General features: G+C 25.6%; 15 protein-coding genes and 1 pseudogene. 10 read left to right on the top strand and 6 right to left on the bottom strand.

Annotated elements, in window-relative coordinates; all coding sequences use genetic code 11:
• Positions 1–76: 76 nt before the first annotated feature.
• On the bottom strand, positions 77–1,906 hold the full coding sequence (locus Q0V09_RS03500; RefSeq protein ID WP_297487185.1) for a transglycosylase SLT domain-containing protein: 1,830 nt from the start codon (positions 1,904–1,906) through the stop codon (positions 77–79).
• Between the two features lie 143 nt (positions 1,907–2,049).
• Here Q0V09_RS03500 and mutL point away from each other — a divergent pair, with 143 nt between their 5' ends.
• From mutL to Q0V09_RS03460, 8 genes are all read left to right on the top strand, one after another.
• Positions 2,050–3,867 (top strand): DNA mismatch repair endonuclease MutL, encoded by a 1,818-nt coding sequence (mutL, locus tag Q0V09_RS03495; RefSeq protein WP_297487183.1) that lies wholly within the window; start codon positions 2,050–2,052, stop codon positions 3,865–3,867.
• Complete coding sequence (gene rlmH / locus Q0V09_RS03490) at positions 3,864–4,331, top strand: 23S rRNA (pseudouridine(1915)-N(3))-methyltransferase RlmH (protein WP_297407050.1); 468 nt, start codon at positions 3,864–3,866, stop codon at positions 4,329–4,331. The genes mutL and rlmH overlap by 4 nt, the downstream gene beginning before the upstream one ends.
• A gap of 52 nt (positions 4,332–4,383) precedes the next feature.
• A complete protein-coding gene (locus Q0V09_RS03485; RefSeq protein ID WP_297407052.1) occupies positions 4,384–4,728 on the top strand; it encodes a hypothetical protein in 345 nt (114 codons plus the stop codon).
• Complete coding sequence (locus tag Q0V09_RS03480) at positions 4,728–5,096, top strand: DUF1934 domain-containing protein (RefSeq protein ID WP_297487180.1); 369 nt, start codon at positions 4,728–4,730, stop codon at positions 5,094–5,096. Before Q0V09_RS03485 ends, Q0V09_RS03480 begins: the two co-directional genes overlap by 1 nt.
• A gap of 50 nt (positions 5,097–5,146) precedes the next feature.
• Positions 5,147–6,550, top strand: a complete 1,404-nt coding sequence (locus tag Q0V09_RS03475) for a M48 family metallopeptidase (RefSeq protein ID WP_297487178.1) — start codon at positions 5,147–5,149, stop codon at positions 6,548–6,550.
• A 22-nt stretch (positions 6,551–6,572) separates the two neighbouring features.
• Positions 6,573–8,051, top strand: a complete 1,479-nt coding sequence (lysS, locus tag Q0V09_RS03470) for a lysine--tRNA ligase (RefSeq protein WP_297407828.1) — start codon at positions 6,573–6,575, stop codon at positions 8,049–8,051.
• 63 nt (positions 8,052–8,114) lie between these two features.
• Positions 8,115–8,456 (top strand): CidA/LrgA family protein, encoded by a 342-nt coding sequence (locus Q0V09_RS03465; RefSeq protein ID WP_297407827.1) that lies wholly within the window; start codon positions 8,115–8,117, stop codon positions 8,454–8,456.
• Positions 8,456–9,151 carry an LrgB family protein gene (locus tag Q0V09_RS03460; protein ID WP_297487175.1) on the top strand — a complete coding sequence of 232 codons (696 nt, stop codon included), beginning with the start codon at positions 8,456–8,458 and terminating at the stop codon, positions 9,149–9,151. Before Q0V09_RS03465 ends, Q0V09_RS03460 begins: the two co-directional genes overlap by 1 nt.
• A gap of 299 nt (positions 9,152–9,450) precedes the next feature.
• On the opposite strand, the gene Q0V09_RS03455 is transcribed toward Q0V09_RS03460, so the two are convergent.
• The 5 genes from Q0V09_RS03455 to Q0V09_RS03435 form a co-directional block, all read right to left on the bottom strand.
• Positions 9,451–9,696, bottom strand: coding sequence for a hypothetical protein (locus Q0V09_RS03455; protein WP_297487173.1), 246 nt, complete (start codon positions 9,694–9,696; stop codon positions 9,451–9,453).
• A 75-nt stretch (positions 9,697–9,771) separates the two neighbouring features.
• Complete coding sequence (locus tag Q0V09_RS03450; protein WP_297406578.1) at positions 9,772–10,107, bottom strand: DUF4325 domain-containing protein; 336 nt, start codon at positions 10,105–10,107, stop codon at positions 9,772–9,774.
• A 15-nt stretch (positions 10,108–10,122) separates the two neighbouring features.
• Positions 10,123–10,620 (bottom strand): toxin-antitoxin system YwqK family antitoxin, encoded by a 498-nt coding sequence (locus tag Q0V09_RS03445; RefSeq protein ID WP_297406579.1) that lies wholly within the window; start codon positions 10,618–10,620, stop codon positions 10,123–10,125.
• A gap of 1 nt (position 10,621) precedes the next feature.
• Entirely contained in the window at positions 10,622–11,032 is a 411-nt protein-coding gene (locus Q0V09_RS03440) for a SoxR reducing system RseC family protein (RefSeq protein ID WP_297406581.1), read from the bottom strand.
• A gap of 107 nt (positions 11,033–11,139) precedes the next feature.
• Positions 11,140–11,349: a hypothetical protein gene (locus Q0V09_RS03435; protein WP_297406582.1), complete on the bottom strand. Its 210-nt coding sequence runs from the start codon at positions 11,347–11,349 to the stop codon at positions 11,140–11,142.
• Positions 11,350–11,514: 165 nt separating this feature from the next.
• Here Q0V09_RS03435 and Q0V09_RS03430 point away from each other — a divergent pair, with 165 nt between their 5' ends.
• Entirely contained in the window at positions 11,515–12,309 is a 795-nt protein-coding gene (locus Q0V09_RS03430) for a TIGR00282 family metallophosphoesterase (RefSeq protein ID WP_297406583.1), read from the top strand.
• 10 nt (positions 12,310–12,319) lie between these two features.
• Positions 12,320–12,641, top strand: a pseudogene (locus Q0V09_RS03425) (50S ribosomal protein L11 methyltransferase); the annotation flags it as partial.

Here is a 12,641-nt window from a genome sequence, read left to right as displayed (position 1 = left end):
CACTATCTAAATTAATATTATCTTTTTTTATTTTTTCAGCTCTATATATCCATTTAGTATTCCTCAATTTTCCTCCTTAATTATATATCCCACTATAAAAAGCATATGTATATATAATCTCTTCTATTTCTTTTCTTTTTAAGTTATTTTTAATTGTATCTAAATTAATATCACCATCTAATTCAAAATTTATTTTTTCTATTTCTTTTTCTCCATAAATATAAGCTAACAATATTTTCAAATTATTTCCTTTATATTTATAATAATATTTTTCTAACTTTTTCATCCCTATTAAAATATTATTTTTAGGACTAAAATAATACTCTGCTGATAATTTATCTTCTCTTTTTACACCCATTAATCCAATTTTATTTTCACCTTTAAATCTATTATTAAAAGAACTCTCAATATTTATTATTGTATAAACTAAAGAATCTGGAACTAAATATTCTTTCTTTACATCTTCGACTTCTTTTTTATAATATTTAGGATACAAATAACTTAATAACCTCTTATTTTCATATAATTTATCTGAATGTCCTACAGCATATTTATAAGCCTCATAATAAAAACCGCTTTCTACTAAGCTCTCTAAAATAATAGAATTATCGTTATTTTTATTTTTTAAAGTGAATGTTCCACTTTTTATTGCTAAATCAAAAAGTTCTTTGTCATTTAACTTACCAATTTTTACAAGAGCATCTTTCAAAGTTTTTTCTTCAAAACTTCTTTTTTCTAAATCATCTTTTAAAGAAACTATATAATCCCTAACAATAAAATTCCCAATGAAAAATGCATTATAGTTTTCTATTTCCCAAGGATTCTTATCTTTTTTCATTATTTGATTATATATTAAATAATAAACACCATTTTTATAATTCGAAGGATACTTTATTTGGAATTTTTCGTATTCTTTTACAAACTGTTTTTTATTCTTAACTTTTATATATATGTTCAATAAAATAGAACTTATTTTTTCATTTTCCCTATTGCATTTTTTTATTAATATTCTAGATTTTTCATACTCTTGTAAATCATAATAAATTTTTGCCATTCTAAATTTAACATCTTCATCATATTCTGTATTAAGCAATTTTTTATAATTATATATTGCTCTTGAATAATCTCTTTCTCTTGAAAATGCTATTCCTCTATAAAAAATCATATAATAATCTTTTTCTTGATTTGTTAACTCTATAACTTTTTTATTTTCTTTTAAATTTAACAGTATATTTATATATCTTTTTTTCAAATTAAAATCAATATCATGATAAGTTTCTATTAAATATTCTATACACTTCTTTGATTGTAAATACTCCTTTTTTTCATAAAAATATTCACTTAATCCTGCAACATTTTCATATTTTAATTCATCTAAAAATTCAAATTTTTCTTGATATTTAACTGCATATAGATATTTATAATTGTCATTAAATTTTATTAATTGTTCAAAAGCTAACTTCTCATATTTTGTTAAATCAGGGTCATAATAATTTTTAATTAATCTACTATAATATTCTTCAGATTTTTTAAAATCTTTTAACTCAGAATATATTTTCCCCATATAAAAATCTCTTCTATATTGAAAAAAATTTGTTTTAAATGTTTCTTGTTTTATATATTTTTCTGGCGTATAAACTGCCCTATTAAAAAAAATAATTGCTTCTTTATAATTTTTTAAATCATAATAATTTTTAGCAATATAGTACTTTGCATAGTTACTGATCAAAGGATAAGAGTCTTTATAATTCTCTAAATATACTTCATAAATTAATTCACTTCTTCTATAATTTTCTTTTTCATTTTCTTGTAATCCTTTATGAAATAAAATATAATCATCTACATTATATGCTGAAAATACTTTTAAACTTAAAATCATTGTTAAAACTAACACTTTTATTCTCAACTTTCCCCTCCTTTGTATACCCTATATTTTTTTATTATATCATATTAGTTTTTTCTATTAAATTTATATTTAATAAAAAAATAGTTGAAATTATTTGAATTATGTATAATAATAGATGGTGATATCGTTTCTTAAGGAGGTATATGTTGGGAGTTATTAAAATTTTAGATGAATCTCTTTCTAATATGATTGCTGCTGGTGAAGTTGTTGAGAATCCTGCAAGTTTAGTCAAAGAACTACTTGAAAACTCTTTAGATGCCAATAGTAAATACATCAAAATTGATATTAAGCACGGCGGTAAACACATTAAATTTGTTGACGATGGAAAAGGCATGTCAAGAGAAGATCTACTTTTATGTATTGAAAGACATGCAACTAGTAAAATCTCTTCACAAGAAGATCTTTTTAATTTAGTTACCTATGGCTTTAGAGGTGAGGCTCTTTCCTCTATTTCTGCTGTTTCTAAAATGACTATTTCTAGTAAACAAGAAAATGAAACTTGTGGAAACTCTATTAATACTATTGCTGGAAAAATTACTAATTTAAAAGAAATTCAAAAAAGTAGAGGTACTGATATTGAAATTAAAGATTTATTTTTTAATACACCTGCTCGATTAAAATTTCTTAGAAAAGATTCTACAGAAAATTCTAAAATAAAAGAGATTGTTTTAAATGAAGCACTTGCTAACTCTTCTGTTTCAATTATTCTTTCAATCGATGGAAAAGAAACTATAAGAACGAGCGGAAAAGGAATTGAAAACACTATTTTAGAACTTTTCAATACAAATACTTTAAAAAATATTATAAAATTTGATTACGGATATATTGGAAATTTATCTTTAACTCGTTCTACTAAAGATTCTATCTTTATTTTTGTAAATAATCGTCCTGTAAAGTCAAAAATTATTGAAGAAGCTCTTCTTGATGGATTTTATACTAAATTAATGAAAGGTAAATATCCTTTTGCTATAATTAACTTTAATATTGATCCTAAAAAAATTGATGTTAATGTACATCCCTCTAAAAAAATAATAAAATTTTCTGATGAAAATGATATTTATCAAAAAATTTATCATTCAATTAAAGAGAGTTTTGATGAAAATAAAAACTTTTCTACTCCTATTTTTCAAGCAAAAGTTGAAAGTAGAAAAAACCAAAATTCACCAATAGAATTGTCTTCACTTAATTTTAATATTGACAATACTAAAATAAATGATAATATAAGTGATGAAAAATTTAAAATTAGTAGTCAATCTAGATTTACTCCAATTAAAGTTGAAACAAACACTTTTGATTTGAAAACACCTAAAAAAGAGAGTATATCTATTGCCATTGAAGAGCCTATACAACAATCTATTCATCATCCTAAAAAAGAAAATAAAGTTTTAAAAAACAACTCTAAAATAAAGATTATTGGGCAATTTTCCAGTTCTTTTATTTTAGTAGAAGAAAATAATGAACTTATTATTTATGATCAACATGTTGTTCATGAAAGAATTCTCTACGAAAAACTTAAAAAACAATATTCTAACAAAAAAATATCTTCTCAAAACTTATTAGTTCCTATACAAGTTTCACTTTCTTTAAACGAAATTGAAATCTTAAATAATAATCTTAAATTTTTTGAGGAGTTTGGATTTGAAATAGATCCATTTAACGATAAAGATTTTTTAATTAGAGCAGTTCCTAATATTGATTTGAAAAATTCTATTGAAAATATATTCTTCAATATATTAAGAGGTTTAAATAAAATAAACTCTAAAAATGAAGTTATAGAAAATATGATAATTTCAATGTCTTGTAAAGGAGCTATTAAAGCTAATGAAAAATTAAGCATCTACGAAATGGAAAAATTAATAACTGAACTTATTGATATAGGTGAGTTCACTTGTCCTCATGGAAGGCCAATCACCTTTAAAGTAAGTTTAAATGATATGGAAAAGGGATTTAAAAGAAAATGAATGTAAATATAATATGTATTGGAAAAGTAAAAGAAAAATATATTCTCGACGGAATTCAAGAATTTGCAAAAAGATTGCAAAGTTTTGCAAAATTTAAAATAATTGAATTAAAAGAAGATGGAAATGATACAAATAGAAATATCTCAATTGAAAAAGAATCAAAATCAATTTTAGAAACTCTTGAAAAACATAAGGGTTTTAAGATCCTTCTAGATATTCAAGGGAAAAATTTCTCATCTGAAGAGATGGCATCTCAAATAGAAAAAATTACTGTTAATGGGCATAGTACTATTAATTTTATTATCGGCGGATCTTACGGAACATCAGAAGAACTTAGAAGCATTTCAGATTTAAAATTAAGTTTTTCTAAAATGACATTTCCACATCAATTAATGAGACTTATTTTAACAGAACAAATTTATAGATGGTTTAGTATTTTAAAAAATACTAAATATCACAAATAATTTTATGGTTTTAATTTTTATTTAATTTTTATAAAGTATTTAGGAGGAAACAATGTATTCACAAGGAGAAACTTTTTTTCACAACATCGATGACGAGGAGTTCGAACTAACTGTTCTTGAAAATTTAATTATTAGAGACAAAGAATATCTTATAACTGAGGATTTTAATGGTCTTAATCATATTTTTTTATTTGATGAAGAAAATGATGAACTTCAACTTATTGAAGATGGTGGTGAAATCTCTTCTATTTTAGAGTTTTGGAAAGAAGAATATTTAGGACAAGATGATATTGGAGACTGGGATGATGACGAATATTATGATCGTGAAGATTCATACAGTAAAGATGGCTATTTTGATATGGATTATGACGATGAAAATGATAAGGAGTATTTCTAATGGCTAGAGTGCTTATAAATAGTATTGATTCTTTTGGAGATAAAATTACTCAAAAAATAATCGCAACTAAGACTACGGAAAATAACACAATTATTTTTAGATATTCTAATAAAGAAGGAAATGGAGAAATAAAAATTTCTTCTGACTTTGTTGAAATTCATAAAAAAGGAGAGGTTAATAGTTCTTTAATTTTAAAAGAAGGAAAGAAAACTCCATTTTCTTATCATACTCCTTTTTTTCATAAAGAATTTACTATTTTTTGTAAATCTTTAAATTATACTGAAAATAAGTTGACAACTTCATATATTATATACGATAATAATATCGAAATTAATCAATTAGATATTGAAATAATAGAGGTACGTTAAATATGCAAATAGAGCAATCCTTTGCTCTATTTTTTATTAAGGAGGGGTCAATGAAAAAATTATTTATATTATCTGCTACTGCTTTACTATTTTTTAGTTGTTCTAATTTACAGACAAATCTTCCACTTTCTGGAAAAACATCAATTACAACTACAAAAAATCCAATCTTACCACAAAATAGTTTTTATTTAACTAATTCAGGAATCGATTACTTAAGTGATTTAGTTGAAAGAGATTTAAATTCCAATGCTACACGAGTATATGCACCATCGCAAATCTCAGGTGTCTTAGAAACATACATTGGAGAAACTTTAAAAATTACAGGTCTCAATGGAAATAGGTTGAAAATTATTTCTACTCCAGTTAAATCTGGATTTAATTTTTCTCTTATAAATAACAATCTAGAATTTTCAAGTGTTTATCAGGGGTTATATACAGCTGAAGTTTATAATGATTTTACTTATATGGGAACAATACGGATAAAAAATAAATTGAAATATGATTTTACTGAAAAAGATAATTATGATATAATTTTAGACAGCTACAAAAATCAAAATTTAGATTTATTAGAGAAAAGTGCTCAACTTTATTTGATGGCTTTTCCTACAAATAATAAACAAAAAGATGTATCATTTATGGTTCTTGACCTAGGTGCTGGTAAAGGAAATAACCTTTTACTTAATAATAAAATTAAATATTTAAAAGAAAATTTTTCTCTTACAGAGGATGAAAAAGTTAAACTTTTACTTTTAGAAGAAAAAATAAATCAGAATAACTTTGTTATTGATAACTATTATTTAAATTATAATAAAAACAATTTAAAATTAAATACAGCAATAAAAAGAATTATTGAAAGAAAAACTACTGCTACTAATGAGGAGTTAGGTTTTCTTGAAAAGTTTTATGGAGATGTTGAAGATCCAGAATTAGCTAGCACTTTGGGAAATCTTTATATTAAAAATGGAGATATTAACAAAGGAAACTATTATAATAGTTTAGCCTCTGAAAATGGAATTACTTTAAATAGTAATACCCCTTCTCAAGATGTTCTTGATACTTCTACACCAATAGTTCCTACAATAGAAACTACTATTCCTGTAATTAATAAAAATTTAAGTAACGGTAGAGATGCTCTTAATAGAAAAAGTTATAATGAAGCTCTTATTTTTTTTAATAAAGCTATAACTAATACAAAAGAAAATGATCTTGATAATATTTTATTTTATCGTGGAAAAACATATTTCCTTATGGGCAACTATGATAAAGCTATAAGTGATTTTAACAATATTAAATCTGTTAATGAAAATTCATCTGAATTATACTATTACTTAGGTGTTATTAATCACAAACAAGGAAACATTGATAAAGCTAAAGAATATTTAAGAAAATCTAGAGAAAATAATCCAAGTAGTACTTGGGGAAGAAAAAGTAGCATTTATTTATTGAAACTATAAATTAGAAAAAGGGAGAATTATTATGGAAAAATACTTTGATAGAGTAGGAAAAGAACGTCTTGTAATGGAGCAATGGGACAAAGTTAAAGAGCTTCAAGACCTTGGAGTATATCCTTTTGGAAAAAGATATGAAAAAACTCACATGATTGAAACTCTTTTAAATGCCTCTCCTGAGTTAGAAGAAACATTTAAAACTGCTGGAAGAATTATGGGATTCAGAGAGCAAGGAAAAGCAATATTTGCTCATATTGAAGATCAAACAGGAAAAATTCAAGTTTACATTAGAAAAGACCAAATTGGTGATGAATTATATGCTATAATCAAAAAATTAGGTGTAGGAGATATCATTGGTGTTGAAGGAACTTTATTTGTTACTCAAAAAGGAGAACTTACTTTAAGAGTTTCTTATGGAGAACTTTTATCTAAAAATGTAAGAGCTTTACCTGAAAAATTCCACGGTCTTACAGATGTTGAAACTAGATATAGAAAAAGATATCTTGATCTTATCATGAATAAAGATGTTAAAGACACATTTATTAAAAGAGTTAGAATCATTAATGGTGTTAGAGAGTTCTTAAACAAAAAAGGATTCTTAGAAGTTGAAACTCCAATGATGCACCCTATCGTTGGTGGAGCTGCTGCAAAGCCATTTATAACTCACCACAATGCTCTTGATATGGAATTATACTTAAGAATAGCTCCTGAGTTATACTTAAAAAGACTTATTATTGGTGGATTTGATAGAGTTTATGAAATTAATAGAAACTTTAGAAACGAAGGAATGTCAACTAGACATAACCCTGAGTTTACTATGATGGAATTATACCAAGCATATGCTGATTATAACGACATGATGGATTTAACAGAAAACTTATTCCAATACCTTGCTAATGAGGTTTTAGGAACTACAACTATTGAATACAACGGAAAAGAAATTAACTTAGGTAAATTTAATAGAGTTCATATGGTAGATATGATTAAAGAAATTACAGGAGCTGACTTCTGGAATGATGTGACAGTTGAAGAGGCTAAAGCATTAGCTAAAGCTAACCATGTTGAAATTGCTGATCATATGACTACAGTTGGACATATTATCAATGAGTTCTTTGAACAAAAATGTGAAGAGCATATTGTTCAACCAACATTTATATATGGTCACCCAGTTGAAATCTCTCCTTTAGCTAAGAGAAATTCTGAAAACCCTAGATTTACTGATAGATTTGAGTTATTTATTGATGCTAGAGAATATGCTAATGCTTTCTCTGAGTTAAATGATCCTGCTGACCAAAGAGGAAGATTTGAAGCTCAAGTAGAAGAAGCTTTACTTGGTAATGATGAAGCTACTGCAGTTATTGATGATGACTACATAGAAGCTCTTGAGTATGCTTTACCACCTACAGGTGGACTAGGTATAGGAATCGATAGAGCGATCATGTTATTAACTGGATCTCCTTCTATTAGAGATGTAATCCTTTTCCCACAAATGAAGAGAAAAGACTAATAATTTAAAGAGGTGCTAATTTAGCACCTCTTTAATATTTTATTAAATATTGGAGGTAATATCTTGTTATTCGAATTTTTTATTATCCTTTCTGTTAACTACCTAGGTGTAGTTCTTGAAAAAGTCTTTCATCTCCCTATTCCAGGAACAGTTAATGGATTGTTGCTTTTATTTATATTTCTAACTTTTAAAATTATCAAATTAGAATCTATAAAAACTGTTGGTGAATTTTTTGTAGCAAATATGGTTATAACTTTCATTCCACCAAGTGTTAAATTATTAGATGTTATAGGTGTTTTAAAAGGAGATTTCTTTAAACTTATTTTTTTATTAATGTTTACTACATTATTTACTATGGTAGTTACGGCTCTTAGTGTAGACTTTATGATGAGGAGGAAAAAATAATGAAAGAAATTATTTTTAACAATCCTTTCTTCGGATTATTTATTAGCTTAATTGCCTTTAAAATTGGAAAAGATGTTTTTAATAAATTTAAACTTCCAATTTTCAATCCTATTTTAATTGCTATTATTATAATATTTATTGTAATGGAAGCCTTTAATGTCCCTACGTCATATTATAATAAAGGTGGTAGCATCTTAGGTTTCTTTATTGCTCCAGCTACTGTTTGTCTTGCCATTCCTTTATATAAAGAATTAGACACACTAAAAAAACATTATAAAATTATTATTACGGGTGCTTTGATTGGATCAATTACTGCTATGTCATCTGTTATTATTCTAGGAAAAATTTTAGGGATACAAGATATTATTTTATTATCATTTGTTCCAAAATCAATAACAACTCCAATTGGAATTGATGTTAGTAAGTTATTGGGAGGAATTCCAGCTATTACTGTTTTTGCTATTATGGTTACTGGTATTACTGGAAATATTTTTGCTCCACTTATGTTAAAACTTTTTAGAATTGAAAGTGCTGTTGCTAAAGGTTTAGGAATTGGTATTTCTAGTCATGCTGTAGGAACGAGCAAAGCTATTGAAATGGGAGAAACTGAAGGTGCTATGAGTGCTTTATCTATAGTTATAGCTGGTGTAATTACTATTTTTTTAGCTCCTTTATTAGTACAATTATTAAAATAAAAAAGTGTTCAATACAGAACACTTTTTTATTTGTTTTATTTTTATAATGAAAAAACCCTCCTGGGAAGGAGGGTTTTTTCATAACACGGGGGAGTGTTAAAAAATAAAAAAGATTAAAATAGATTTTTTGGGGGGTATATAGATCTATTCAATCAAATTCGGTCTCACTAGTAGTATATAATAAGAACATAAGTATGTCAAGTTTTTTTTTAGAACATTCTTCAAAAAATTTGTGTTCTGTTTTTTAAATTTTTTTCTTACAATGTTTGCAAAAAGAAAAGAGTGAATAAAATCCACTCTTAAGCTACCATATTTTTTTTAATCATTGCTAAAGCATATTGATGTGCATCTACTGCAGCACTTGCATAAGCAAATTTTGTTTCCCCTTCAAATAATCCATTTAATAAAATTTGTTGTTGCTCTTCTATATTTGTTTCTAACATTTCTATTGTTAATGATCCCTCTTTATACTCCTCTAATAAGGCATAGTATATTGAATCAAAAGTACTATCATAAATTTCATTTTCAACTTCTTCAAAAAACATATAATTTACACTCCTATATATTTAATAATGTATTTATGCTTAGATCTTAACATTATATATTAATTTTGTCAACAATTATCCCAAATAAGAAATGGCAAAACTTTGTTGATTTCCAGAAAATTTTTCATTTAATTCTTTATAATTTTTTTTCAAATACATAATCTGATTAACTAAGTTTTCTGGAGCATTATTTATAGCTAATTTACTTTTTAAATCCTTACCATACTCTTTCCATAAATTAGTAAACAAAACAAATAAAAATACAAAAGTTGTTGCTTTTATCCCACTAAAATCTAAGACTACTTCTTTTTCTAATTTTAATATTTTTTTTAATTTTTCATAAAGATTTTTCGCTTTCCCTGGATTCACTAAAACGCTGCTATTAAAATATCTTTTTAATTTTATTTTCATATATAGTCTTCTCCCTTAATTGTTTTGATCAAAATGTTTTACATGTTCTGTATAATCTTTTTTTCCAATTAATCTTCCAGATTTATCATAGTAGTTCCAAACTCCAATTGCCTTTCCATATATAAATCTACCCATAATTTGAAGTTTACCATTTTCATGATATAATTTAAAATTCCCATGATCTTTACCATTTAAATAGTATGTTTGAAAGCTTTTAATCCCTTTTTGATTATACAAAATATATTTTCCATTTAAACTTCCATTTTTCCAATTTTCAATCGATTTTATTTTACCATCTGAAAAAAAACTTAACCACTTCCCTTCTGGAATTCCATTTTTATAGAATTCTCTATCTTTTTTATATTTCACCATCCCTGTTAATGGCTCTATACTTTTTTTGACGTAAACTTTCCCATTTTTGTCTAAAGTCTTTGAATAATCTATTTCAATATTCTTTGAATACCCCTTCTGGAAAAAACAAATAAGTATAATAAAAACAATGTTTTTATACATATTATTCCCCTTTTTCTATTGATATTATTCTTATATTTTTTTCCATTTTATTCTTCACAACAATTTTATCATATAAAAATATAATTCCAAAAGTTATAACTAATGCTCCTAAACTAAAAATAATACACTTTCCTTCAGAAAAACCTAAATAACTTCCTAAAAAATATCCTAAAAATATTGATATTACAGGGATAATATAAACAATTGTAGCTGCTTTCAAAACTTGAGAATCCTCCATTTCAAAGGTTACAATATCACCAATATTTATATTTTCTTCTGTATATATTGTATAGTCATTTGTAATTTTATTGCTATCACTACATTTGTTACAATGAGAACAAGCACTTTCCTTATACATAGAAAGAGTAATTTTATTTTTACTTACTTCTTTTACAATTCCTGTATTTTTCATTCTTCTCTCCCTCTTAATTTTATATACCTTAAGTATATCATAATTAATAAATAAAAAAAAACATCTAAAATTATTTATATTTTAGATGTTTCACTATTTAATTTATTTTATAATTTATCGTGAAGTGTTCCTCCAGTTGCACATTTACAACCCATTCCAACTTCAACACATCTAGTAGGATCTATATAATCAGTATCCCAACCATCTTCTTCAGAATCATACCCAACTTGACCTATGAATACAAGTTCTAATCCTTTAGCTTTTAATTCTTCTTCTGTTGTTCCTATTTTTTTTAAGTATTCTTCTTTAGTTAACATAATTCCCTCCTAGTAGCGCTTTATAATATACCTTTATAATATACTTTTTTCTGAATTTTGTCAACTTTTACTTATATTTTTATAGTTATTTTGCAGTTTTATTTTTTAGTGAAAAATGTTATAATACCTTTTGGTAATAAAATAATAATAGAAATGAGGTAAATAATGAGAATTTTAGTTGTTGGTGACATTGTTGGAAACCCTGGAAGAAAGACTCTAAAAGCTTTTTTAGATAAAAATAAATCTTCTTATGACTTTGTTATAGTTAATGGAGAAAATGCTGCTGCTGGTTTTGGAATTACAACAAAATTATGTGATGAAATATTAGCTTGGGGTGTCGATGTTATTACAAGTGGAAATCATATTTGGGATAAAAAGGAAATTTATGATTATTTAGATGGTTCGGATAGAGTTTTACGTCCATATAACTACCCACAAGGAGTTCCTGGATTCGGATATACTATAAAAAAAGATAAAAAAGGAAATAAAATAGCGGTTATTTCTCTTCAAGGAAGAGTATTTATGCCACCTATAGATTGTCCTTTCGCTACTCTTAACTCTCTTTTAGACGAATTAAGAAAAGAGTGTAAACATATAATTGTTGATTTTCATGCTGAAGCTACATCGGAAAAAATAGCCTTAGCTAACTATATTGATGGGAAAGCATCTGTTCTTTATGGAACTCATACTCATGTTCAAACTGCAGATAATAAAATACTTTCAGAAGGAACAGGATTTATTAGTGACATTGGTATGACTGGTTCAGATAATGGTATTATTGGTATGAGTAAAGAATCAATTATTCCTAAATTCTTAACTGCTCTTCCTCAAAGATTTGAAATTGCAGAGGGAAAAGAAAGAATTAACGGTATTGACATTGAATTAGATGATGAAACTGGTGAATGTACAAAAATTGATAGAATAAACCTTTCTCTTATTGAGTTAGGAATTTTTAATTAGGTAGGTAATTATGAAAGTTATTGAAATAAAAGTTATATTTGATAGTGATGATATAGAAACTGCTCAAAAAGAAATCTCTAATATTTTTTATGATTTTGGAGCAACTGGTCTAAAAATTGATGAGCCTTTAAAAACAAGAAATCCTTTAGATTTTTACAAAGATGAAAAACAATTTTTAATGGTAGATTATGCAATCTCTGCATATTTCCCAATGAATCCTTACTCTGACAGAAGAAATGAAATGATAAAAAACTCTTTTGAAGAAAGATTCTCTGAAAGAGATGATATTGTTTTTTCAATAGATTTTTATGAATATGAAGAGGAAGATTACC

Source organism: uncultured Cetobacterium sp. (assembly GCF_947039425.1).
Classification (GTDB): Bacteria; Fusobacteriota; Fusobacteriia; order Fusobacteriales; family Fusobacteriaceae; genus Cetobacterium_A.
Note: the sequence above shows the minus strand (reverse complement) of the source record. Positions and strands in the feature narration are given on the sequence as shown.